The 21,878-nt window shown below is 66.3% G+C and carries 25 protein-coding genes; 15 read left to right on the forward strand and 10 right to left on the reverse strand.

Going from position 1 to position 21,878, the window contains the following annotated elements; all coding sequences use genetic code 11:
- The first annotated feature begins 10 nt into the window (after positions 1 to 10).
- Positions 11 to 445 (forward strand): hypothetical protein, encoded by a 435-nt coding sequence (locus tag U7114_RS06705; protein ID WP_323056886.1) that lies wholly within the window; start codon positions 11 to 13, stop codon positions 443 to 445.
- A 76-nt stretch (positions 446 to 521) separates the two neighbouring features.
- On the opposite strand, the gene U7114_RS06710 is transcribed toward U7114_RS06705, so the two are convergent.
- Entirely contained in the window at positions 522 to 2,534 is a 2,013-nt protein-coding gene (locus U7114_RS06710; protein ID WP_321214204.1) for a matrixin family metalloprotease, read from the reverse strand.
- Positions 2,527 to 2,910, reverse strand: coding sequence for a hypothetical protein (locus tag U7114_RS06715; protein ID WP_323056887.1), 384 nt, complete (start codon positions 2,908 to 2,910; stop codon positions 2,527 to 2,529). Before U7114_RS06715 ends, U7114_RS06710 begins: the two co-directional genes overlap by 8 nt.
- A 141-nt stretch (positions 2,911 to 3,051) precedes the next feature.
- On the opposite strand from U7114_RS06715, the gene U7114_RS06720 reads away from it, so the two are divergent.
- Positions 3,052 to 3,399: a hypothetical protein gene (locus U7114_RS06720; protein ID WP_323056888.1), complete on the forward strand. Its 348-nt coding sequence runs from the start codon at positions 3,052 to 3,054 to the stop codon at positions 3,397 to 3,399.
- 165 nt (positions 3,400 to 3,564) lie between these two features.
- Entirely contained in the window at positions 3,565 to 4,794 is a 1,230-nt protein-coding gene (locus U7114_RS06725) for an acyltransferase (protein WP_323056889.1), read from the forward strand.
- Here the strand turns inward: U7114_RS06725 and U7114_RS06730 are convergent.
- The 4 genes from U7114_RS06730 to U7114_RS06745 form a co-directional block, all read right to left on the reverse strand.
- The gene (locus tag U7114_RS06730; protein WP_323056890.1) at positions 4,791 to 5,564 is read right to left on the reverse strand and encodes a GAF domain-containing protein; all 774 of its coding nucleotides are present in this window, start codon (positions 5,562 to 5,564) and stop codon (positions 4,791 to 4,793) included. The genes U7114_RS06725 and U7114_RS06730 overlap by 4 nt on opposite strands.
- A gap of 206 nt (positions 5,565 to 5,770) precedes the next feature.
- Positions 5,771 to 5,965 carry a hypothetical protein gene (locus U7114_RS06735; RefSeq protein WP_323056891.1) on the reverse strand — a complete coding sequence of 65 codons (195 nt, stop codon included), beginning with the start codon at positions 5,963 to 5,965 and terminating at the stop codon, positions 5,771 to 5,773.
- Positions 5,966 to 6,248: 283 nt separating this feature from the next.
- Positions 6,249 to 6,992, reverse strand: a complete 744-nt coding sequence (locus U7114_RS06740) for an ANTAR domain-containing protein (protein WP_323056892.1) — start codon at positions 6,990 to 6,992, stop codon at positions 6,249 to 6,251.
- Between the two features lie 124 nt (positions 6,993 to 7,116).
- On the reverse strand, positions 7,117 to 7,860 hold the full coding sequence (locus U7114_RS06745) for an SDR family oxidoreductase (protein WP_323056893.1): 744 nt from the start codon (positions 7,858 to 7,860) through the stop codon (positions 7,117 to 7,119).
- 188 nt (positions 7,861 to 8,048) lie between these two features.
- Between U7114_RS06745 and U7114_RS06750 the strand changes: the two genes are divergently transcribed.
- The 8 genes from U7114_RS06750 (at position 8,049) to U7114_RS06785 (ending at position 14,671) form a co-directional block, all read left to right on the forward strand.
- Entirely contained in the window at positions 8,049 to 8,252 is a 204-nt protein-coding gene (locus tag U7114_RS06750) for a helix-turn-helix transcriptional regulator (protein ID WP_157241475.1), read from the forward strand.
- On the forward strand, positions 8,245 to 9,435 hold the full coding sequence (locus U7114_RS06755) for a type II toxin-antitoxin system HipA family toxin (RefSeq protein WP_323056894.1): 1,191 nt from the start codon (positions 8,245 to 8,247) through the stop codon (positions 9,433 to 9,435). Before U7114_RS06750 ends, U7114_RS06755 begins: the two co-directional genes overlap by 8 nt.
- 80 nt (positions 9,436 to 9,515) lie before the next feature.
- A complete protein-coding gene (locus U7114_RS06760) occupies positions 9,516 to 9,995 on the forward strand; it encodes a DUF2975 domain-containing protein (RefSeq protein ID WP_323056895.1) in 480 nt (159 codons plus the stop codon).
- On the forward strand, positions 9,995 to 10,201 hold the full coding sequence (locus tag U7114_RS06765; protein WP_323056896.1) for a helix-turn-helix transcriptional regulator: 207 nt from the start codon (positions 9,995 to 9,997) through the stop codon (positions 10,199 to 10,201). Before U7114_RS06760 ends, U7114_RS06765 begins: the two co-directional genes overlap by 1 nt.
- Before the next feature lie 102 nt (positions 10,202 to 10,303).
- Positions 10,304 to 11,140, forward strand: a complete 837-nt coding sequence (locus U7114_RS06770; RefSeq protein WP_323056897.1) for an alpha/beta hydrolase — start codon at positions 10,304 to 10,306, stop codon at positions 11,138 to 11,140.
- On the forward strand, positions 11,137 to 12,897 hold the full coding sequence (locus tag U7114_RS06775; protein WP_323056898.1) for an EAL domain-containing protein: 1,761 nt from the start codon (positions 11,137 to 11,139) through the stop codon (positions 12,895 to 12,897). The genes U7114_RS06770 and U7114_RS06775 overlap by 4 nt, the downstream gene beginning before the upstream one ends.
- 57 nt (positions 12,898 to 12,954) lie before the next feature.
- Positions 12,955 to 13,881: an ABC transporter ATP-binding protein gene (locus tag U7114_RS06780; protein ID WP_323056899.1), complete on the forward strand. Its 927-nt coding sequence runs from the start codon at positions 12,955 to 12,957 to the stop codon at positions 13,879 to 13,881.
- Entirely contained in the window at positions 13,871 to 14,671 is an 801-nt protein-coding gene (locus U7114_RS06785; protein ID WP_323056900.1) for an ABC transporter permease subunit, read from the forward strand. Before U7114_RS06780 ends, U7114_RS06785 begins: the two co-directional genes overlap by 11 nt.
- A 144-nt stretch (positions 14,672 to 14,815) precedes the next feature.
- Here the strand turns inward: U7114_RS06785 and U7114_RS06790 are convergent, their stop codons facing one another.
- Both U7114_RS06790 and U7114_RS06795 read right to left on the reverse strand, forming a co-directional pair.
- Complete coding sequence (locus U7114_RS06790; RefSeq protein WP_157241482.1) at positions 14,816 to 15,148, reverse strand: hypothetical protein; 333 nt, start codon at positions 15,146 to 15,148, stop codon at positions 14,816 to 14,818.
- Between the two features lie 125 nt (positions 15,149 to 15,273).
- Complete coding sequence (locus U7114_RS06795; protein WP_323056901.1) at positions 15,274 to 15,681, reverse strand: response regulator; 408 nt, start codon at positions 15,679 to 15,681, stop codon at positions 15,274 to 15,276.
- A 195-nt stretch (positions 15,682 to 15,876) separates the two neighbouring features.
- On the opposite strand from U7114_RS06795, the gene U7114_RS06800 reads away from it, so the two are divergent.
- From U7114_RS06800 to U7114_RS06815, 4 genes are read left to right on the forward strand one after another with little or no spacing between them, the layout of a single operon-like run.
- Positions 15,877 to 16,227, forward strand: coding sequence for a PadR family transcriptional regulator (locus U7114_RS06800; protein WP_323056902.1), 351 nt, complete (start codon positions 15,877 to 15,879; stop codon positions 16,225 to 16,227).
- Between the two features lie 2 nt (positions 16,228 to 16,229).
- Positions 16,230 to 16,595 carry a DUF1048 domain-containing protein gene (locus U7114_RS06805; protein WP_323056903.1) on the forward strand — a complete coding sequence of 122 codons (366 nt, stop codon included), beginning with the start codon at positions 16,230 to 16,232 and terminating at the stop codon, positions 16,593 to 16,595.
- Between the two features lie 25 nt (positions 16,596 to 16,620).
- Positions 16,621 to 17,403: an ABC transporter ATP-binding protein gene (locus tag U7114_RS06810; protein ID WP_157241485.1), complete on the forward strand. Its 783-nt coding sequence runs from the start codon at positions 16,621 to 16,623 to the stop codon at positions 17,401 to 17,403.
- Complete coding sequence (locus U7114_RS06815; protein ID WP_323056904.1) at positions 17,400 to 18,164, forward strand: ABC transporter permease; 765 nt, start codon at positions 17,400 to 17,402, stop codon at positions 18,162 to 18,164. Before U7114_RS06810 ends, U7114_RS06815 begins: the two co-directional genes overlap by 4 nt.
- Positions 18,165 to 18,242: 78 nt before the next feature.
- Here the strand turns inward: U7114_RS06815 and U7114_RS06820 are convergent, their stop codons facing one another.
- Both U7114_RS06820 and U7114_RS06825 read right to left on the reverse strand, forming a co-directional pair.
- Complete coding sequence (locus U7114_RS06820; RefSeq protein WP_323057010.1) at positions 18,243 to 19,622, reverse strand: TrkH family potassium uptake protein; 1,380 nt, start codon at positions 19,620 to 19,622, stop codon at positions 18,243 to 18,245.
- A gap of 89 nt (positions 19,623 to 19,711) precedes the next feature.
- Positions 19,712 to 21,694, reverse strand: coding sequence for an amino acid transporter (locus U7114_RS06825; RefSeq protein ID WP_157241487.1), 1,983 nt, complete (start codon positions 21,692 to 21,694; stop codon positions 19,712 to 19,714).
- Between the last annotated feature and the right edge of the window lie 184 nt (positions 21,695 to 21,878).

Consider the following 21,878-nt stretch of genomic DNA (forward strand, 5'->3'; position numbering starts at 1 on the left):
AGCGGGCCTCATGACGCTGGCCGGGCTGGCCTTCGTGGGGTACGCCGTGATCTTTTTGATAATGAACTTCACGGACGCCTTCCTTGAACTGGGCATCGGACCCGAGGAAGTGGACAAGGGGAAGGCAGAGATCGAGGCGTTCAGCCCGCAGCTGTACCACTACATCAGCCATCTGCACATCGCGGTCAGCGGCTTCATCGCGGCAACCGGTCTGGCAGTCGCAGGCCTGTCCTGGTTCGGGGTGCGCCGCGGAGAACGGTGGGCCTTCGCCACCGCAGTCATCGTCCCTGTCGTTGGACTCGCAGTGGCCCTCCCCGCACACTACCCGTGGGGCCTGGCCACGCTGGGGCACCTCGGCCTGATCTACCTCGCCGTCCTCATTTTCCTCGTGGGGGTCGTGGCGGCCTACACCGGAATGCGGAGCGCCGCGGCTACACACCACTGACGCTGGCCCAAAAGTGAACGTACGACGGCGGCCGCGGGCCGCCGTCGTACGTTTCAGTCCCTTTCCACGCGGCGGCTCACGCGGTGGCGTGCATTTCCCCGGCCGGCATCTTGTCCGAACCGGATTCTTCGGCGGCCGGGGCCGGGCGCCGCTCCTGGCCGTTCGTCGTCACGCTCCCGTCCATGGTGCCGGTTGGCATCTCGACGGGTTGGGGGACGACGCCGGCGGAGGGCATGTCCGCGCCCGTTGCCTCGGTCATGGCCGCGGCACCGGACGAACCCGTGGACTCCTCGGTCAGGAACGGCATGTTTTGCCACTTGTGCCACAGGGCGTTGTCCGTGCCGCGGACGAAGACCTCAAGCCGGCCGTCGGCGTTGCTGCCCACTGTGATGTTGGAGGTGAGGACGCCGCCCAGGGAGTGCCAGCCGGACCAGCCGCTGTTGGGGGCTGTCTGCCACATGTGCCACAGGGCGTTGTCCGTGCCGCGGACAAACACCTCCAGCCGGCCGCTCGCATTCTTGCCTGCGGCAATCTCGGAGGTGAGCAGGCCGCCCAGGGACTGCCAGCCGGACCAGTTGCCGTTGGGGGCCGTCTGCCACATGTGCCAGAGGGCGTTGTCCGTGCCCCGGACGAACGCTTCCAGGCGGCCGTCGGCGTTGCTGCCCACCGTGATGTTGGAGGTGAGGACGCCGCCCAGAGAGTGCCAGCCGGACCAGTTGCCGTTGGGGGCTGTCTGCCACAAGTGCCAGAGGGCGTTGTCCGTGCCCCGGGCGAACACCTCCAGGCGGCCGTCCTTGTTCTTGCCCACCCCGATCTCCGAGGTGATCACGCCGCCCAGGGAATGCCAGCCGGACCAGTTGCCGTTCGGAGCCGTCTGCCAGCGGTGCCACACGGCGCCGTCGGTTCCGCGGGCGAACACCTCCAGGCGGCCATCGGCGTTGCGGCCTGTGGCCGGCGGCCCCGTGATCACCCCGCCCAGGGAGTTCCAGCCGGACCAGCCGCTGTTGGGCGCGGTCTGCCATTTGTGCCACAGGGCGTTGTCCGTGCCCCGGGCGAAGATTTCCAGCCGGCCGTCCAGGTTGCTTGCCGCCGCGATGTCGGTGGTGATGACGCCGCCCAGGGAGTTCCAGCCGGACCAGCTGCCGTTGGGGGTGTTCTGCCATCTGTGCCACACGGCGCCATCGGTGCCCCGGGCAAAGGCTTCCAGCCGGCCGTCCTTGTTGTTGGCCACGGAGGCGTCCGTTGTGATGATCCCGCCCAGGGAATCCCACCCGGACCATGCCTGCGGTGCGGCCGGATACAGAGCCCGGAATCCGTCGAGGTCGTCCTGGGTGAGGGCCCGTTTGGTGAAGTTGGACGCCACGGTGGGGGCCATCACGGCGTTCGCGACGCTGGAGTGGGCCAGCCCCACGATATGGCCAAACTCGTGCAGCGCCACTGTTTCGATATCGAAGGCGTTGGCCGCGGCGCCAACGCTCCACACGTGTTCGCTGTCGTCAAAGTGGACCGGCTTGGGCAGCGTGTTGGTGACCACGCTGCAGCCGGGAGGGAAGTCGGCGTGGGCCAGGACGCCGCCCACCATCGAATGGTCCGGGTCCGCCGCCGGGCGCCATCCGATGCGGATGTCCGGACTGGAGCCGAGGGCCACCTCGGTGAAGGTCAGTCCGCCCACGGTCTGCCAGGTCTGGATGGCGCGCCGGATGGCGTCGAATTCGGCGGTGCCTGCGACGTCGTCGGTCCCGGTGTCGAAGGCGTAGGTCAGGGTCCGGTCCGCCCATGCGCACGCGGTGGCGAAGGCGATTTCGCCGGCCCGCATGTCCGGAAGCCCGCAGCGCGGCCGCATCATGGCTTCGCGCGTGGCATCGTCGAACACGCCGGTGACCGGCAGGTGGAAAAACTCCTGGAAATTCCGAAGCGCCCCTTCGGTGGGATCGTCCAGGACGCCGATTTCCCTGGGGGTGGATTCCCCCAGGTAGCCGAAGCGCTCGAGATACGTTTGCACCTTGCTGAAGCCCGGCGTTCGTCCACCCGGGGCGGTGTTTTCGACTGCGGCAAGGTACGGTGCCGCAGGGTACAGTTCGTCAGTCATTTGGCTCTCCTTGATCGGTTCTGATGCTTCGCAGGATCTGCAGCGCGACGTCCCGTTCGGCGTCCGCAGGCAGATGGACGACGGCGGTGGCGCGCCCTGGAATATTCACGGCAACGGTGCGGATGCCCTCTTCCTCAAACAGGACGAAGTCCGCGATGTGGTTGCCCAGGGCTTCCCGCCAACGCTCGTAGCCAGGTTTGTTTGCATAGCGGGTGAGCGGGTCGGCGAACGGGCTTGCGTCGACGGTCAGGCGCATGCCGCCACCCTCCAGGACGGCAGCGCCGCCCTCGATGCCGTGCTCATGTGAGGGTGCAAGCTGGTCCGGCACGTCCAGCACCAGGCCTGACACTCGGAAGGAATTCCACGGCTGCCCCATAAGACCGTCCTCACATGCGAGGGAACACGGGAACAGTGGACCATTCTCCGCGTTACTGCACCGTTACTGCCGGTGCGGCTATTGACTGCCGGCGCCGTTCTGGTAACGATGAAGTTCCCGTTGACATTGAGAGGGCCTGTCATGAAATCCACGAAAGCACTGGGCGCGACCGGAGCTGCTGCGGCTGCATCAGCACTGCTGCTACTTGCTGCCGCCGGGCCGGCAGCAGCTGACCACACCCACGTCAAAGTCGTCGGCAGCGGAGGCTGCGTGGTGATGGCTGAGGGTGCGGGGGAAGGAGCGGTGGACCTTCCCGCTGCCGTCTTCGAGCACAACGTCCACGCCGCCGACCTGCCACAAACGGACGGCCGGACCCACCCCCTCCACGTGCTGGTGCACCAGGGCGTTCCCGGAGAAAACAACACGCTCTACGTCCTCGGAAGCGACGCCGAGAAGGCAGCCTGCGGCGGGGTCTACGTCAACCGGTAACTGACTGACCACGGTCCAAAAACTGAAGGCGTACGACGGCGGCGCGCACCGCCGTCGTACGCCTTCTGCGTGGCTGCGTGCAGCCTGCGTCCAGCCTGCACCCAGCGCAGTTATGGAAACGTTATATATGCTGGGTGAGTGGTTTTTAGGTCAAGCAGCGGAAATTTGTCAGCCCCCGAACGTAACGCAGTACCAGGAACAAGCCTCATCGCCGGGCGGAAGCACGCCCTGGACGGGCTCCGGACTGTTGCCGTGGCGGGGGTGTTTTTCTTCCACGCGGCAACCGCCCTGGTGCCGGGCGGCTCCATTGGCGTGGACGTCTTTTTCACGCTCAGCGGCTTTGTGATCACCCTCCTGATCATGAAGGAGCACCTGGCCACGGGCCGGCTGCGGCTGGGCATCTTCTACGCCAAGCGGCTGGCCAGGCTGTGGCCGGCGCTGCTGGCGCTGTGCGGGGTGATCGTCGCCGTGGGCCTGGCCTTCCCGGCGTCGAAGTGGGCCGGCCAGGAAGGGTTTGTCCTCCCGGCCGCCGCGTACGTGATGAACCTGGCCCGCTTCGGGATGTTCGGCGACTCCGTGGCGGGGGAAACCCTTGGCCCCACCTGGACCCTGGCCGTTGAGGAGCAGTTCTACCTGGTGTGGCCGCTCCTGCTGCTGGTGCTGCTGCGGTTCTGGAAGGTCCGCACGGTCACCTGGATCACCGCGGGCCTGGCCGCGGCGTTCCTGCTGGAACGGTGCGTCCTGGTCCTGCTCGGGGCGCCGCTGAACCGCCTCTACAACGGGCCGGACACCCGGGCCGACGAGCTGCTGATCGGATGCACCCTGGCGCTCGTGTTCACGGCAGTCACCCCCGGTTCCCGGTTCCACGCAGCCCTCCGGACGGCGGCGCGCCGGGCGGGACCGGCCGCCGGGCTCATCCTCCTGGCCGCCGTGTTCCTGCTGAAGGAGCCGGACACCCCCGGGCCCTGGTTCAGCGCCTTCTGGACCGTTGGGCCCGCAGTGCTTTCCCTGCTGGCGGCCGCCCTGATCGGATCACTGGTCCTGCAGCCCGCCGGCTTCGCCGCCCGAGTCCTCAGCCACCCCTGGCTGGCCGGGCCGGGCCGCGATCTGTCCTACGCCTTCTACCTCTGGCACCTGCCCGTCTACCTGTTGCTGATGCCGCTGATCCCTTCGCTGTGGCTCCGTGTGCCGCTGGCCGCAGCACTAACCGTCCTGCTGGCCTATGCGTCCCACCGCCTGGTGGAGACGCCCGTCCGCCGCTGGGCAAACAGAAGGCTTGAGCCCGCCGTCGGCCGTTCATCTCCGGAAGCGGCGTCAACTCCGGAAGCGGCGCGAAAGTCTGCAGCGGCACCTGGCCGCGGGCCCGAACTGGTGTCCGCAGGCCGGGAATCCTAGCGGGCGGCGTCAGTGCGGGCGTTGATGTTGTTCTGGACGATGGTGGCCAGGGTGCGGAGCACCTGCTGGTCCGAGGCGCTGAACGCCCGGGGGCGGTGGTCAATGACGCACAGCGTTCCGATGTTCCAGCCGCGCGGCCCGTGCAGGGGATAGCCGGCGTAGAAGCGGATGAAGGGTTCCCCGACGACGAGCGGATTGGTGGCGAACCGGTCATCGGTGAGGGTGTCGTTGACGACGAGCATCGTGTTCAGCCGCACGGTATGCGTGCAGAGCGCGATCTCCCGGGGCGTCTCCTCGCGAAGGGGGCCGACCACGGACTTGAGGAACTGGGAATTTTCGGCGATCAGGGACAGTGACGCAGCACCGACGCCAAAATAGTCCCTGGCGGTTTCCACCACCTGGTCAAAGATGTCCACTGTGCCTGTGTGGAGCAGGTCGGTCTCCCGAAGGGACTGCAGCCGTTCCTCCTCCGCCCGTTCAGGCGTCAGAAGGAACCTGCCCGCGGCTCCCAGGCCGGCCAGCGCATCCTCGCCGGCACTTCCCTTCCCGTGCTGGCGTCCCTCACCCTGCGGCTGCGCAGGCATGGGCTCCGTGCCGGCACTGTAGCCGCGTTCAAATTCGGGCAAGGCCAGTGCGCCGTGAAGGTAGGCATGCAGCTCAAAATCGGAAAAGCGCGGCCCGCCGAAGTAGGTCGGCCAGATGTCCGCCGGGTCCAGGCCGGCAACAACCATGGCTGCGAGCTCAAGCCGCCGCTCTGACTCGTCGCTCATGATGTCCGCCCGGGCAAGGCATAGGGTGCATCCAGCCCATACGCATGTGCTGATTTACCGGCCATGCTAATCAGTCTACTTACTAATTTCGCCTGCCCCTAACCCGGCGGAGGGTTATTACGTTTGCGGCCGCAGCAGTGAGAGCGGTTCGCGCCAAGCCAGGGGCCTGGCAGCGGCACCTGGGAGGTCAGGCCGCGGCTGGGAGGTCAGGCCGCGGGCTCAGCCGCCTGCGTCAGCCGCACGGGCTGGTACTGCTCGCTGCGGACCGCCGCTTCATGGTGCTCAGCACACTGGACCTCGGCAATCAGCGAGCCGCCGACGTCGTCCTTTTTATAGTGCGTCACGTGCTTGGTGTTCCTGCCGCACGTGATGCAAAGGGCCTGGTGCTGTTTAGTCCACATGCATGAATAATACGGTCGGACCTGTTTCGCGCAAGTAAAAGTTCCGAAACGAGCGGAAATCCGCAGGGGGAACGCACGGACTTTTAAATTGGTGTTTACTTCCGGGGCACAGGTTATTAAAGTCAGGTCTTGTCATAGTCCAGATGGGCGCCGGGGGGCGTCTGGGAGGGGGTAGCGCATCACCACTGACCGTAACCAGAAGACAATTGACCACTACGTTGAAAGCCCCTCCTAGGAGGGGCTTTCCCCTTGCCTGGCCGGCCCGGCCGCTCCGTCTCCTGCCTCAGGATTCGAACCTGGCCGCCGGAGCGCCGCTGGGCAGCGCCTTGAGGATGTTCTCGGCCACACTGCGGACCTTGAGGTTCCGCTGGCGGGACGCGCTGGCCAGCTTGATGAAGGCTTCGGGGTACGTACAGCGGTTCTGTGCCATGATCACCCCGCACGCCACGTCGATGGAGGTGCGGCTTTCCAGCACAGCCTTGAGGTTGTCCCCGGCGGACCGGACGCTGCGCACCTCAAGGGCCAGCCGCATGCTGTGCGTCGCCACCCCGGCAAACCATTTGGCCTCGGCGAGCAGGCCCTGGAACCCGGTGCCGGTGCGCGCCAGGAACACCAGGGCGGAGGACGTGCCGCCGTTCAGCCCCAGCGGAACGGCCACCGCGCCGCAATACCCGGCGTCTGCCAGCCGCCGCTGGTACGTCCGCCACCGCACTGACGTGTCGCCGTCGACCGTCACTGCACCGGCAGTGCTCAGTGCCTGCATCAGGGGCCCGTCCCCGTACCGGTCCTCCGATGCCGCCAGTTCGGATGCCGTGATGCTGCTGCCGGCAGTGAGCGGGGCAGAGCCTCCGCGCGCCAGGACCGCGGCGCAGTCCGGCCCTGGCCCGTCCGGGCCGATGACCGCCTTCGCAGCGGCCTCGGTCAGCCGTTGGAGGGAGTCCAGTTCTGTTTCGGTCCCGGTGATCAGGTCCAGCAGGAACCCGGGCCGGTCCTGGCGCCTGCCGTCAGTCGCCGGATGTGCTGCCACGCTTTTGCCCCCGTCCACGTACGGCCCGCGCCTTGCCGATGCGCGGGCTTTCCCTGAACTTAATGGAGCGGCGCGGAAAGGGCACGAGTAGCAGGTACTCTACTTTTCCTGCCCGGCGCGGGGACTACTTGCTTGCTTCCAACCACTGCTGGAACGTTTGGCGTCCGACGGCGGCGCCCGGCGCCGGGATCAGCGCGCCGCTGCGCATGGCTTTGCCCATGCGGCCTGGCAGCACTGCCTCCAGGACCTTCTTGCGTTCACCGGTCTTCGCGAGATAGGTGCGGACCAGGTCTGCGAGCTCCTCGGTCCGCGGCCCGCCGAGGTCATTGATCCGTCCCTGCGGTCCCGCTTCCGCCGCGTCCACCAGGGCCTCGGCCACCTCGCGGGCAGCGACGGGCTGGGTGACCATTTTTGGAACGGCCACCAGCGGGCCCACCGTCCCGATCTTCACGGTCAGCGGGACGAACTCGTGGAACTGGGTGGAGCGCAGCAGGGTCCACGGGACGCCGCCGTGGCGGACCTCGTCCTCCTGCACCAGCTTTCCCGCATACAGGCCGGACGTGGCGCCGTCGATCCCCACGATGGAGAGTGCCACGTGGTGCCGCACGCCCGCTTCCTGTTCTGCGGCCAGTAGGTTCTGGGTGGCGTTGGTGTAGAAGTCCACGGCCTGCTTGGTGGAGATGGTCTGGATCCCGGAGACATCTATCACGGTATCCAGGCCGGCGAGGGCCTGGGCCAGGCCGCGCCCGTTCACCAGGTCCACACCCTCGGCACGGCTCAGGCTGACAACGTGGTGGCCGCGCTCCTTCGCTACGGCTACCACGTGGCGTCCGACGGTACCGGTTCCCCCTGCAACGGCGATCCTCATGGGGAAATCCTACGTAAATTACCGCGCCGATGGTCTGCTGACCGGAAGGATATTTCCGGTTCCTGCTGGAGGAGGCGCCTTAACTTCGGATTGTCTTCTTTTCTGCAATATCTTGCGGTTTTCCTTGTTCTGGTGGATTGTGGCAGGAGCAAGCGTGGTAATCGGCAATATCCTGCGGAAAGGGAACGATGGAAGACGTGGCGGCCATTGGGGAGATGATCCGGCGCGCGCGGAAGGAGTCCGGAATTACCCAGGCCACGCTGGCGGACCTTGCGGGTACCTCCGCCCGCACCATCCATGCCATTGAAACAGGCACGGGCAACCCGTCCCTGGTTACGGTGGCCGCCGCCGCCAACGCGGTGGGGCTCCACCTCCGGGCTACCGATGAGTGAGGACCTGCGGCGCCTCAAATTCGTCCGCGGGGCGGATGTGTACAAGGCAGGCATCCTGGCAGGGCACCTGACCCGCACGGAACGCGGCAGCGTGACCTTCTCCTATGCTGAGCACTACCTCCGTGCCGGTGCGCGGCCCGTGGCAACCACCCTGCCCGTCACTGCCGAACCCGTGGAATCGCCCAGCGGCGCACTGCCCGCCTTCTTCTCCGGCCTCCTGCCGGAAGGCCACCGGCTCACCGTGCTCAAGGACGCCGTTAAGACGAGCCTGGGCGATGAGCTGAGCCTGCTCCTCGCCGTCGGCGCGGATGTGCCCGGCGATGTGCAGGTTGTCCCGGCAGGCGAACCCCTGGTGGAGCAGCAGCCGCTGGCGGATACATCCCGCCCGGAGGACCTGGACTTCGCGTACCTGGCGGACGCGGTGGACCCGCACGGACTCCCCGGCGTGCAGCACAAAGCCAGTGCCTCAATGATGACCACGCCGCTGGCCCTCGCCAACCGGCGCTACCTCCTCAAGCTGGACCCGCCCCAGTACCCGCACCTTGTGGTGAACGAGGCTGCCCACCTCGCCGGAGCCAAAGCCCTCAAGATACCGGTGGCCAAACACAGCGTGGTCACCGACAGGAAAGGCAGGCCGGGGCTCCTTGTGGAGCGGTTCGACCGCGTCCACGCTGACGGGCCGGTCCGGCTGGCGCTCGAGGACGGGGCGCAGGTGCTGAACCTTCCGCCGGCGTCGAAATACGCGGTCAGCTCCGAGCGGCTGGTCCTGGCGCTGGCCGGACTGTGCAAGGCCAAGGCCGTGGCCGCCAGGAACCTCTACCTGCAGTTCGCCTTCGCCTGGCTGACCGGCAACGGGGACCTCCACGCCAAAAACGCCGCCATCCTTGCGGGCCGGAACGGCGGCTGGGCCGTTTCCCCGATGTACGACATCCCGTGCACACTGCTCTACGGCGACGACACCATGGCGCTGCCCATCGCCGGCAAGGTCAAGGGACTCAAAGCCAGGCACTGGCAGGAGTTCGCAGCCGCCATCGCGCTGCCCCCGCGGGCAGCGGCTGCCGCCAATGCCCTTGCCCTCAAAGCAGCCGAGGGCATCGACCTGGACGCCCTGCCCTTTACGGGATCACCCCTCAACGGCGCACGGAGGGAGCTCCGGTTCCGCAGGATCCAACTGGTTCCCTGATCCGGCCCGGGAACCCACCCTCCGCGAGGCCCGGCCCCCTATCGATTGACTTTCGATAGGTAGTGGTTGAAACTCGATACATGAAAATCACCCGCCTGGCCGTCACTGCTCTTAGGATCGTGCTCGTTGCCGCCTTCCTCCTCCTGGTCCTGTTCCAGGTCATGTCCATCCCCGGCCAGTTCGCCCATATGGCGCAGGAGAACCCCGAGCGGGCGTACCTGCAGTGGCCGCTGACCATGTTCTTCATCCTGGAGGTGGCCTGCGTCCAAATGGTGATCGGGAGCACCTGGAAGCTGCTGACGCTTGTCAGGCAGGACAGGATCTTCAGCCGCGGCGCCCTGGTGTGGGTGAACGCGATCGTGTGGGCCATCGCGGCCGGCTGGGCCATGCTCGCCGCGCTCGCCGCCGTGGTGGTCCTCAACGCCGACGATCCCGGACTGCCGCTCCTGCTGCTGCTGGTCCTGGTGGCCGGCGCCGCCCTGGGCCTTGTGGTGGTGGTGCTCCGCGCCCTGCTCCGGCAGGCTGCGGACCTCCGCGCGGACATGGAAGCCGTCATCTGATGCCCATCGTGGTGCGCATCGACGTCGAACTGGCCAAACGGAAGATGAGCGTGGGGGAGTTTGCCGAACGTGTGGGCCTCACGCCCGCCAATGTGGCGGTCCTGAAAAACGGCCGTGCCAAGGCGGTCCGCTTCAGCACGCTGGAAGCGATGTGCCGGGTCCTCGAGTGCCAGCCCGGCGACCTGCTGGAGTTCGTGGAAGAGTAGCGCCGTGCCGCGATGCCTTCCAGCGATCCTAGGATTCGTGGACGTCCCGCCGATAGTATCTGAGGCAGGAACAGGTCAGGCTACTTACGTTTGGTGAAGCACATGGTCGAAGCGGCACCCGCAACGGTTTCGCCGGTTATCCGCCGGAACAACGTCACCCTGTCCGGCCGCCCTGATGGGCCGGTGATGCTGTTTGCGCATGGTTTCGGCTGCGACCAGGACATGTGGCGCAGGCTCCTGCCGTATTTCGCCGAGGACCACCGGCTGGTCCTCTTCGACCACGTGGGCGCCGGGCGCTCGGATGCCTCTGCCTACGACCGCACCAAATACGGATCCCTGGACGGCTATGCGGCCGACCTGCTGGAAATCTGCGCGGCCCTTGACCTGAGGGACGTCACCGTCGTCGGCCACAGCGTCAGCGCCATGATTTCCGTGCTGGCGGCGGTCAAGGAGCCCGGCCGCTTTGCGCATCTGATCCTGGTGGCGCCGTCGCCCCGCTACACCAACGACCCGTCCAGCGGCTACGTGGGCGGGTTCTCGCGGGAGGACATCGAGAGCCTGCTGGACTCCCTGGACAGCAACTACTTTGCCTGGGCCGCAGCCCTCGCGCCGATGGTGATGGGCAACCCGGACGAACCCGAACTGGCCGAGGATCTCCGCGGCAGCTTCTGCCGGACCAACCCCTCCATCGCGCGGCACTTCGCCAGGGTCACCTTCCTCTCCGACACCCGGAACGAACTCGGCAAAGTACGCACCAGCAGCCTGATCCTGCAGTGCTCCGACGATCTGCTCGCGCCGCCCGAAGTGGGCACGTACTTGAACCGGCAGCTGGAACGCAGTTCGCTGGTGCACCTCAAGGCCGTCGGCCATTGCCCGCACGTCAGCGCACCGGAGGCAACAGCGGCGGCCATCCGGCAGTACCTTGCCGCCGGTCCGTGACAGGCGCCCAGGCCGGCGGGCCGGCGGACTTCGAGTCATTGTTCCACAAGGCGCCGTGCGGCTACCTGGTAACGGACGACGGGGGGAAAATCACCGCGGTCAACGACACCTTTGCACACTGGTCGGGTTATGCCCGGGCGGAACTCCTGGGAACCCGGCTGCAGTCCCTGATGCCCATCGGCGACCAAATGCTGTACTCCACGCACTGCATTCCGCAGCTCGGCATCACCGGGGCTGTTTCGGAAATAGCCATAGAGATTGTTGCCGCTGACGGACGGCGCCGCGCCGCGCTGCTTTCGGCCTCGAGATCTCCCGGCTCCCCGCAGCAGGCCGCGAGTGTCCGCGTCATCGTCTTCAGCGCCCACGAACGCCGGATGTATGAAAAGGAACTGGTGTCCGCCCTGCGGGAGGCCGAGGAATCCGAAGCCCGGCGGGTGCAGGCCGAAACCGAACTGCAGCACCTTGCGGCCCACGATGCGTTGACCGGCCTCCCCAACAGGGCGGGGCTGAGAGCCCGGCTCAGTCCGATCCTGGCGGATCGCCCTAACGGCACTGGCACCCTGGCCGCCCTCTTCATTGACCTTGACCATTTCAAGGCGGTCAATGACAGCCTGGGCCATGCCGCAGGGGACGAACTCCTGAAGTCCGTGGCGCAGCGGCTGGTGCCGGCGGCCGGGGAGGCCCGCACCGTGGCCCGGCTTTCCGGGGACGAGTTTCTCGTGGTGGACGTGTTTGGGTCCGCCGAGGAAGCAACAGCGCTCGCGGCCAGGCTCCTGGACGTCCTCAGCGCCCCGATCCTGCTCGAGGGCCTGGAGATCGTGACCTCCGCCAGCATCGGAGTGGCCGTATCCGGGGACGAACCGGAAACCCTGGACGATCTTGTCCGCCGCGCAGACATCGCGATGTTCCGGGCAAAGGCGCTCGGCCGCAACCGCTGGGAGATTCACCGGCACGCGGAATCCGACCCCACCGTGGACCGGCTCCGGTCCCTCGGCGAGCTGCGCCGGGGGATCAGCGACGGCGACCTGCGGGTGCATTACCAGCCCCGCGTGGACCTGCGCACCGGCCTCGCCAGCGGGGTGGAAGCCCTGGTCAGGTGGCAGCACCCGACCCGCGGGCTGCTGCCGCCGTCGGAATTCATCACCATGGCCGAGGAATCAGGCCTGGTGCGGCCCCTGGGCGCGTGGGTCCTGGATGAAACCCTCAGGCAGGCAGCCAGTTGGCGCCGCGAGGGCCGCCGCGCCGCGGAGCTCGAAGTTGCGGTCAACCTGTCAGCCCGGCAGCTGAATGACCCCGGGCTGGTGCCGATGGTGGAAGAGGCCCTCCGGCTTCGGCGGATCGACCCCGCGGTGCTGCTCCTGGAGATCACCGAAACAGCCTTGATGGCGGATCCCGGCGCTGCCCTCGAGTCCCTGACCGCCCTCAAGAACCTGGGCGTGGGCCTTGCCGTCGACGACTTCGGCACGGGATACTCCAGCCTGACTTACCTGAAAAAGTTCCCGATTGACGAGTTGAAGATCGACCGTTCCTTCATCGGCGGACTGGACTCGGACAAGGGGGACGCCGCGATCGTGGGCAGCTGCATCGCGCTGGCACATGCGGTGGGCCTGCGGGCCGTTGCCGAAGGCGTGGAAACATCCGGCCAGCTGCGAACCCTCAAGGAGATGGGCTGCGATCTTGCCCAGGGTTACCACTTCACCCGTCCGCTTCCGGCCCCCCTCCTCAAGGAATGGCTGGAGGCGCACTGCAGCAGTTAGCCCGTTCCAAGGTCGAAAGACTCTGTGGGCCGGGGAGCCCCGGCCGGAAACTGGGGTATGGGCGCTGATGCGGTGGTGCAGCTGGTGGACCTCCGAAAGAGCTTCGGGAAGACCACCGCACTGGACGGCGTGAGCTTCACTATTGGCGAGGGCGAAGTCTTCGGCTACCTCGGGCCCAACGGGGCGGGCAAGACGACGACGATCCGCGTCCTGATGGGCATGCTGCGCCCGACTGCGGGGCGTGCGGAAATCCTGGGTCGGGACTCGTGGCGGCAGTCCGTGGAGGTGCGGCAGCTGGTGGGTTACGTCCCCGGTGAACCGGCACTCTATGACCGGCTCACCGGCCGCGACCACATTGCCTTCTGCTCCCATCTCCGCCGCCACGATGCCTCGGCACGGGCCATAGAGCTGGCCGCCGGGATGGACCTTGACCTGGACCGCCCGGCAAAGACGCTCTCACGGGGGAACCGGCAAAAGCTGGCGGTGGTTCTGGCCATGATGTCCAGCCCACGGCTGCTGGTGCTCGACGAACCCACCAGCGGCATGGACCCCCTGGTACAGCAGGTTTTCCATTCGTTTCTCCGCGAGCACACCGCGGCCGGCGGTTCCGTGCTGCTTTCCTCCCACGTGCTCGGCGAGGTGGAACGGGTGGCGGACCGGATCGGCGTGGTGCGCGAAGGGCGCCTCGTTGCCGTGGAGCGCCTGCAGGAGCTCGCTGCCCGGTCTTTGCACCGGGTCCGTGCCAGTTTCGCCGAAGACATAGCCCACTCGGACTACGACGACCTGCCCGGCCTTCGCGACCTCGTGGTGAACAAGCGGACCATGACCTGCAATGCGCCCCAGGCCTCCCTCGACGCTTTGCTGAAAAGGGTCAGCGCGCACCGGGTAGTGGACTTCGAGTGCGCGGAAGCGCCACTGGAGGATACCTTCCTCACCTATTACGGGCCGCAGCACGCCGGAACAGAAGGTCCCGATGCTCACTAACGTTCTGGCCAAGGCACTCCGGGACCAGGGCCGCGCGCTCCTCGGCTGGTGCATTTCGGTTGCGCTGCTTATTGCCATGTATGTGGCGTTCTGGCCCACAGTGCGGGACCAGCCCTCCATGAGCGACCTCTTGGACCAGATGCCCGAGGCGTTCAGGGCCCTGTTCGCTTCCTCCGGCGCGGACATGTCCACCCCCACGGGCTACGTCCAGGTGGAACTGCTTGCCTTTATGGGACCGGCCGCGGTTTTGATGTACGCCGTCGGCTCGGGTGCCGGGGCAATCGCCGGCGAGGAAGACCGCCACACCCTGGACCTGCTGCTTTCCAACCCGGTCAGCAGGAGCCGTGTGGTCCTGGACAAATTCCTGGCCATGACCGCAGGGACCTTCCTGATCGCTGCCGTCATGGGTGTGGCCCTGGTGGCGGAGGGGAACCTCGTGGACCTCGGCCTGCCAGCCGGCAAGGTGGCCGCCGCCATGCTGCACCTGGCCCTCCTGGGCGTGGTCTTTGGAACGTTGGCCCTGATGCTGTCCGCCTCGACGGGGCGGACCGGAATCAGCAAGGGTGTGCCCGCGCTGGTGGCCGTGGTCGCCTACGTTGTCAACGGCCTGGCGCCCCTGGTGGACTGGCTGGCAGACATCCAGGAGTTTTCGCCCTTCTACCAGTACATCGGCCACGATCCCTTGCGGAACGGACTCGACGGCGGAAGCGTGGCAATTTCTGCCGCGACCGCCGTCGTGCTCCTTGCAATGGCTGTACTGGGATTCCGGCGGCGCGACGTCGATGCCTGACTGGCTTGCGCCAGACCCGGAGCGCAGCTACCCGTCCATTCGGATACAACTGCGCTCACAGGCCGTGGAAACCACGAAGAAAAAGGTTGCGGCTGGCTCCCTGGCCCGACGATTGGGCGCTTCGGGTGCCGTTGCCTTGGGTGCCTAGGCGGCGATGAGGGCCGGCGAATAAGCGCGGCGCCCGGCGTCTGCGCGCGGTGCAAGGACGCTGATGGTGCAGGGTGCCTGCTCCGGATCGATCCTGGCCGGCAGGTGGTGTGTTGCAGAGGACGTATGGAGCATTTCCAGCGCTTCCGGGTCCACCCGGGCGTGGGAAATGTCCAGTTCGAGGTCGAGGCCATTCCGCAGGGAATTGGCGCGTTTAACTACTACATAAAGGGCGTTGACGCTGTGGACGGTGACGTGCCCCTTGGCAATCACGAGGGCCCTGGCGTGGTCGAGATCTACACGGACAACAATGTTCAGCTTGGAATTCAAGTTGTAAAGCCTTCCCCGGCATTGGCTGCGACGCTGCAGCTTCTTGCTATGGCCTGTTTCTTAAGCCTCAATCAGAGTAGGGGCTGAATGTGACGGACGCAACATCAGGCCAATTATTACAACGGTTAGGGTTTCCCCGTTGCCGGAAGCTTCGTGCGGCCCTGAAGCCCCGCCAGGCCCAGGGCCGCTTCCTTCAAGGCCTGTGGAAGGAAAGGCTTGGTGATGTAGGCGGCGGCTCCTGACGCCATTCCGGAAAGGACGTCCTCTTCCTCAGACCTGGCGGTGAGGAACAGCAGCGGAGTCTGGGTCACTTCCCGCAGGGCCCGGGCAACCTCATGACCGTCCATGTCCGGCAGGCCGAGGTCAAGGGTGATCAGGGACAGGGAGGAGCCGGCGGCTGTGCACGCGGCTATTCCCTCGGCCCCGGATTCCGCGGTCAGCACCTTGAATCCTGCACGGCCCAGCACGACAGTAATCAATCCACGGATGTCCGGGTCATCTTCTATGACCAGGCAAACGCCTTGTTCTTCCACTTGGCCCCCCGGCTCTTGCACCTGCCAAAAGTCTAAGGCTGGCACGCAGGTCACGGCCAAAAAGAAGGGATATTTCTTTCCTGCCACCGCCCTTACCGGTGCAAGGGCTGCCCTGCAGCCAGCCCTTGCCAGGCTGCTATTCAGTGTTACTATGTGCCGGTAGTCAGTATTACTAGGTAGCTGGAGGGCGGCCACATGGGCAAGCAGATGACCGAGATGCTCAAGGGAACACTCGAGGGCATCATCCTGGCCATCCTGGCCGTGCAGCCGGCCTATGGCTACGACATCACGGCGCGGCTGCGGGAGCAGGGCTTCTCCGATATTGCCGAGGGGACTGTCTACGCCCTGCTGGTCAGGATCGAGCAGCGCGGCCTGGTGGACGTGGCAAAAGTCCCGTCCGAGAAGGGGCCGCCGCGCAAGGTCTATTCGCTGAACGCGCAGGGCAGGGAGTACCTCGAAGAGTTCTGGAGGTCCTGGAGCTTCCTCGAAAAGCGGATCGGACAACTTCACCGTCACGTCAAAAACCCCCAGGAACAAGGAGAGTAACCATGGCCCCAGGATGGATCGAGCGGGTTACAGGCCCTTTCGAGGACAAAAAGCGCTGGCGCCGGTACAAGGCCCGCAAGGAAGAACTCCCCAAGAGCTACCGGACGGCGATCGATGGACTTGAGCGCTACTTCATGTATGCCGGGTCCATCGTCAAGGGTGAGGTCCTCATGCAGATGCTTGAGGACCTCGCAGACCTGATTGAGCGGGCGGCCGTTGACGGCACGCCCATCCGCGACATCGTGGGGGAGGACCCCGTGGAGTTCGCCGACACCTTTATCCAGAACTACTCGGACGGGCAATGGATCAACAAGGAACGCAAGCGCCTGGCTGACTCCATTGACGAAGCATCCGGGGACGGTGCGTAACCGCGCCGCTAAGGAAGGAACGGAAATGACCGCAGACCAGGCCGTGCAACCCGCCATCCGGGTGCACGGCATCGAGAAGTCGTTCAAGGACCTGCACGTGCTGCGGGGCGTCGACTTCGACGTGAAGGCGGGAAGTATCTTCGCGCTGCTCGGCTCGAACGGGGCCGGAAAGACCACCCTCGTGCGGATCCTGTCAACGCTGCTGAAGGCCGACGCAGGCACTGCCACCGTGCACGGTTTCGACGTCGCCACGCACCCCGGCGACGTGCGCGGGGCGATCAGCCTGACAGGCCAGTTCGCCGCCGTCGACGAAGTGCTTACCGGCCGGGAGAACCTGGTGCTGGTGGCCAGGTTGCGGCACCTGAAGGACCCCGGAGCTATCGCCGACGACCTGCTGGCCCGGTTCTCGCTCACCGAAGCCGGAGACCGGAAAGCATCAACATACTCCGGTGGCATGCGCCGCCGGCTGGACATTGCCATGAGCCTGATCGGCAACCCGCCGGTCATCTTCCTCGACGAACCGACCACCGGGCTGGACCCGCAGGCGCGCCTCGAGGTCTGGCAGACCGTCAAGAGGCTGGCAGGCCAGGGCACCACAGTCCTGCTCACCACGCAGCACCTCGAGGAAGCCGAACAACTCGCCGACCGCATTGCGATCCTGCACGAGGGGACCATCATCCAGAACGGAACCCTCGCCGAACTCAAGCAACTCCTCCCGCCCGCCCGGGTGGAATACATCGAGAAGCAGCCCTCCCTGGAGGATGTCTTCCTCACCCTGGTCGGCGGGGCACGAAAGGACCTTCGATGACAACCCGCGTCCTCGGCGACACCGGCGTCCTCGCCGGCCGCTCGCTGCGCCACATCCTGCGCAGCCCGGACACCATCATGACCACAGCGGTCACCCCGATCGCGCTGATGCTGCTGTTCGTGTACGTGTTCGGCGGCGCCATCAACACCGGATCCGACGAGTCCTACGTCAACTACATGCTCCCCGGCATCCTGCTCATCACCATCGCATCCGGCGTCGCGTACACCGCCTACCGGCTGTTCCTCGACTTGCAGGGCGGCATCTTCGAGCGCTTCCAGTCCATGCCGATCGCGAGGTCGAGCGTCCTCTGGGCCCATGTGCTCACCTCCCTGGTGGCGAACCTGGCCTCCGTGGCGATCGTCATCGGCGTCGCGCTCATCATGGGTTTCCGCACCGGGGCCTCCCCGGCCGCCTGGCTCGCCGTCGCCGGCATCCTGGTCCTTTTCACCCTCGCACTGACCTGGATCGCCGTGATCGCCGGCCTTTCCGCGAGGACCGTGGACGGGGCGAGCGCGTTCAGCTACCCGCTGATCTTCCTTCCGTTCATCAGCTCGGCGTTCGTGCCTACCGGATCCATGCCCGGCCCGGTCGCGTGGTTCGCAGAGAACCAGCCCGTGACCTCCGTCGTGGATACCCTCCGGGCCCTGCTGGCCCAGGAACCCGTGGGCAGTGACGCCTGGACCGCCGTCGCCTGGCTGGCAGGCCTCCTCGCCCTGGCCTACGGCTTCGCCATCGCAGCCTACCGGCGCAGGATCCGCTGAGCAGGGTTCCCTGAAGCAGGGTTCCCTGCGGACGGGGCCCGTCGCGGCGGAACGCCTTTGTACCGGCCCTGGCGGATGTCAGCCGATGATGGGCCGTTCCTCCGGCAGCCGGAAGAGGCGCGGGCGGGCCGCCAGGGCGAGTGCTGACGCCACCGCCACGGTTCCGATGCGGCCGGTGAACATGAGCGCCATAAGCACCCATTTCGCTGCCGGGGGGAGGTCGTACGTGATGCCGGTGCTCATGCCCACCGTGGCGAATGCGGAGATGGATTCGAAAAGGACCTTTTCCAGGCTGTAGTCCGTGAACATCAGCAGGAGCATGGTTCCAATGACGACGGCGGCGATCCCCAGCAGTGCGACGGACAGGGCCTGCCGCTGGGAGGACGAGCTGATGGAGCGGTGGGCGATGGTCACCTGGTCGCGGCCGCGGACCTCATTCCAGATGGCGAAGCCCAGCACCAGGAACGTCGTGATCTTGATACCACCGGCGGTGCCGGCGCTGCCGCCGCCGATGAACATCAGGATGTTGGTGACCATCAGCGTTTCGGGGGCAGCGGCACCGTAGTCAATGCTGTTGAAGCCGGCGGTGCGGGGAAAGACGCTGCCGGCGAAGGAGCCCAGGATTTTGCCCGTCAGGGAAAGCGGGCCCAGGGTTTGGTGCCTGTTCCACTCGAAGGCCGCGAACAGTGCGAAGCCGGCCACCAGGAGCAGCAGCGTTCCGTAGACGGTTAGGCGCAAGTGGACAGTCCAGTTCTTCTGCGCCACCTCAGCGCGGGTGAGCTGGATGAGCACCGGGAAACCGAGCCCGCCGGCAATCACGGCGAGGCAGATCGGAACGATGATCCACGGGTCTTCGGCGAAGCCGATCAGGTTGTCGCTGAAGAGGGAAAAGCCCGCGTTGTTGAACGCTGAGATGGCATGGAACAGCCCGTGCCACAGGGCGGTGGCAGGGTTCTGGTCGTAAGCGATCCAGAACCGGGCGGTCAGGATCAAGGCTGTTGCTGCCTCGAAGCCGAGCATGATCTTGGCCACCCGGAGCAGCACGGCCCGGACGTCCCCCAGGTTCAGGGTGTGGGTCTCGGACTGGGCCACAAGCTGGCCGCGAAGGCCGATGCTCTTGCGGACCAGCAGCGCCAGCAGCGTTGCCAGGGTCATGATGCCGAACCCGCCCACCTGGATGAGGCCCAGGATGATTCCCTGCCCGAACGGTGTCCAGTAGGTGGCGGTGTCTACGGTGATCAGGCCCGTGACGCAGACGGCGGAGACGGAGGTGAACAGCGCATCGATGAACTCCGCGGAGCCCCCGTCCTGCCGGGCTGCCGGGATCATCAGCAGGGCGCCGCCGGTGATGATGACCAGCAGGAAGGCCACCGGGACGGCCCTGACGGGGTGGGTCAGCAGGCGGCGGACAAAGTTGTCCTTTTTGCTTTCCTTCCCGCTTTTGGCGTCCCGGAGCATCTTCTGGATTGCGGCGACATTGGCCGGTTCCGTGCCGGGGTTCCCGGCATTCGGGGAATCCGACGGCGGCGGGCCGCTCCTTCGCAGGCTCATCCCACGTGGATGCCCGGGCGGCGGTCCGGGTCGGGTTCGTTTTCGCGGATGATTTCCCGGACCACCGGGGCAGTGTCGCCGCGGCCCAGGAGGAGGTAGCGCATCAGGTGGGCCAGCGGGTTACCTTCGGACCACTCGAAGTAGGCATGCGGTTTGACACCCGTGCCGTCCCGCAGCGCAAGGAGGATCGCGGCGATGGCATTGGGTGCCGCCGGGCTGTTTGCCCGCAGGATCCTGTGGCCGTCCACTTCCACGCCCCGGACTTCCAGGGTCTCGCTGAACTCGGAGGGGTCGGTGATGTCGATTTCCAGGAAGATGACATCCGCGGTGCCGGGCACGGGGTTGTTTTCCCGCTGCACCGCTTCCTTGTCCCTGTACTCGGCGCCGTCCCGGTCCTGCGGACGGTTGGCGATCAGGTTGATCCGGCCGTCGTACTCCAGCGTGTCCCTGATGAAGCGGCGTGCGCCGTCGTCGAACTCTATTTTGTCCACGCGCAGCTCAGTGGTGCGGCTGACGCGGGAGACGAGGGAGATGGCAATGATGCCAAGGATGAAGAACGCGGAGATGGTGATGCCGTCCGGTTTTTCGATCACGTTGGCGGCCAGCGCGTAGAGCATCACCAGCGTGAGCACGGTGAAACCGATGGACGCCGCGCGCTGCTTCCGGCGGATGGCGGAAATGGTGACGGCGATGGCACCGGAAACCATCATGGCCAGGACGCCTGTGGCGTAGGCACCGGCCTGGGCGTTGACGTCGGCGTTGAAGCCGATGGTGATCAGGACGCTGATGGCCGTGTAGACCAGCACCACCGGGCGGACGGCGCGGGACCAGTCCGGGGCCATGCCGTAGGAGGGCAGGTAGCGCGGCACGATGTTGATCAGGCCGGCCATCGCCGAGGCGCCGGCGAACCAGAGGATGAGGATGCTGCTGATGTCATAGACGGAGCCGAAGCCGTTGCCGAGCTTTTCGTGGGCAAGGTATGCCAGGGCGCGGCCGTTCGCTTCGCCGCCGTCCTGGAACTGTTCAGCAGGGATCAGGACCGTGGTGACGAAGCTGCTGCCGATCAGGTACACGCTCATGATGACCGCGGCTGCGGTCAGGAGTTTGCGGGTGTTCTTGATCTTGGCGGCGAGCTTCTCCTCGGCAGTGGCGCCTTCGGAGGCCACCAGGGGCATCATGCTGACGCCGGTCTCGAAGCCTGACAGCCCCAGCACCAGCAGGGGGAAAGCCATCAGGGCCGGGCCGACGACCCCGCCCAAGCCTCCGCCGGAGGACGTGAGGGCGGAGGTCCAGCCGTTCAGGGCGCCGGGGGTAGTGAAGATCTCCATGACTCCTGCCCCGATGATCACCGCATTCATCAGCAGGAAGACCGCTACCAGCGGGATGGCCACGGCCACGGCTTCGGAGAAGCCCATCAGGAACACCCCGCCCAGGATCAGGAGCAGGACCACGGTGATCGTGACGGCCTGGCCTTCCAGGAAGTGCGGCAGGAACGGGTTCTCGAGCAGGTGCACGGAGGCATCGGCGGCTGACAGGGTGATGGTGACGATCCAGGACGTGGCCACGAAGCCGAGCAGGATCAGCACGAAGACCTTGCCTCGCCAGAACGGCAGGAGCCGTTCGAGCATGGCCACGGACCCCTGCCCGTGGGGGCTTTCCTTGGCCACCCGCCGGTACATGGGCAGCATTCCGAGCAGCGTCAGGGCCACGATCAGCAGGGTGGCGAGCGGGGACAGCGCACCGGCGGCCAGGGCCGCGATGCCCGGAAGGTAGGACAGGGTTGAAAAGTAGTCCACCCCGGTGAGGCACATGACCTTCCACCAGCTCTGCTGCGGGGCATGGGCTTCGGCGGCTTCCGGGCCGACGGGCTGGTGCACCCGGTGTTCAAGCAGCCACCGGGTGAAGGCGCTGCCGGGCACTATTTCACGTTCAGGGTTGGGAACGGTGGCGGGAAGGGAGAACTGGGCGGGAGCCGTCAAGGGACGTGTCTTTCTTTTCTGCCGGATGAGGACACACCGGCCCCCGTTTCCAGGCGCGGCACTGTGCTGTAACCACCGGAGCCTAGCACCGGGCAGTTCCTGTCCAACGCGCGTTTCCGGGGATCTTAATGCTTTCTTAACGCCTCTGCCGCAGCAGCGCAGGGTGTAGCGGCGCAGGGATTCA

The organism is Pseudarthrobacter sp. C1, assembly GCF_034720455.1.
Taxonomy (GTDB): domain Bacteria; phylum Actinomycetota; class Actinomycetes; order Actinomycetales; family Micrococcaceae; genus Arthrobacter.

Coding starts and splice junctions, on each gene's coding strand:
- U7114_RS06705 (WP_323056886.1), top strand. CDS start 11: ATGACGCTGGCCGGGCTGGCCTTCGTGGGGTACGCCGTGATCTTTTTG.
- U7114_RS06710 (WP_321214204.1), bottom strand. CDS start 2,534: ATGACTGACGAACTGTACCCTGCGGCACCGTACCTTGCCGCAGTCGAA.
- U7114_RS06715 (WP_323056887.1), bottom strand. CDS start 2,910: ATGGGGCAGCCGTGGAATTCCTTCCGAGTGTCAGGCCTGGTGCTGGAC.
- U7114_RS06720 (WP_323056888.1), top strand. CDS start 3,052: ATGAAATCCACGAAAGCACTGGGCGCGACCGGAGCTGCTGCGGCTGCA.
- U7114_RS06730 (WP_323056890.1), bottom strand. CDS start 5,564: ATGAGCGACGAGTCAGAGCGGCGGCTTGAGCTCGCAGCCATGGTTGTT.
- U7114_RS06735 (WP_323056891.1), bottom strand. CDS start 5,965: ATGTGGACTAAACAGCACCAGGCCCTTTGCATCACGTGCGGCAGGAAC.
- U7114_RS06745 (WP_323056893.1), bottom strand. CDS start 7,860: ATGAGGATCGCCGTTGCAGGGGGAACCGGTACCGTCGGACGCCACGTG.
- U7114_RS06750 (WP_157241475.1), top strand. CDS start 8,049: ATGGAAGACGTGGCGGCCATTGGGGAGATGATCCGGCGCGCGCGGAAG.
- U7114_RS06755 (WP_323056894.1), top strand. CDS start 8,245: ATGAGTGAGGACCTGCGGCGCCTCAAATTCGTCCGCGGGGCGGATGTG.
- U7114_RS06760 (WP_323056895.1), top strand. CDS start 9,516: ATGAAAATCACCCGCCTGGCCGTCACTGCTCTTAGGATCGTGCTCGTT.
- U7114_RS06765 (WP_323056896.1), top strand. CDS start 9,995: ATGCCCATCGTGGTGCGCATCGACGTCGAACTGGCCAAACGGAAGATG.
- U7114_RS06770 (WP_323056897.1), top strand. CDS start 10,304: ATGGTCGAAGCGGCACCCGCAACGGTTTCGCCGGTTATCCGCCGGAAC.
- U7114_RS06780 (WP_323056899.1), top strand. CDS start 12,955: ATGGGCGCTGATGCGGTGGTGCAGCTGGTGGACCTCCGAAAGAGCTTC.
- U7114_RS06785 (WP_323056900.1), top strand. CDS start 13,871: ATGCTCACTAACGTTCTGGCCAAGGCACTCCGGGACCAGGGCCGCGCG.
- U7114_RS06800 (WP_323056902.1), top strand. CDS start 15,877: ATGGGCAAGCAGATGACCGAGATGCTCAAGGGAACACTCGAGGGCATC.
- U7114_RS06805 (WP_323056903.1), top strand. CDS start 16,230: ATGGCCCCAGGATGGATCGAGCGGGTTACAGGCCCTTTCGAGGACAAA.
- U7114_RS06810 (WP_157241485.1), top strand. CDS start 16,621: ATGACCGCAGACCAGGCCGTGCAACCCGCCATCCGGGTGCACGGCATC.
- U7114_RS06815 (WP_323056904.1), top strand. CDS start 17,400: ATGACAACCCGCGTCCTCGGCGACACCGGCGTCCTCGCCGGCCGCTCG.
- U7114_RS06820 (WP_323057010.1), bottom strand. CDS start 19,622: ATGCTCCGGGACGCCAAAAGCGGGAAGGAAAGCAAAAAGGACAACTTT.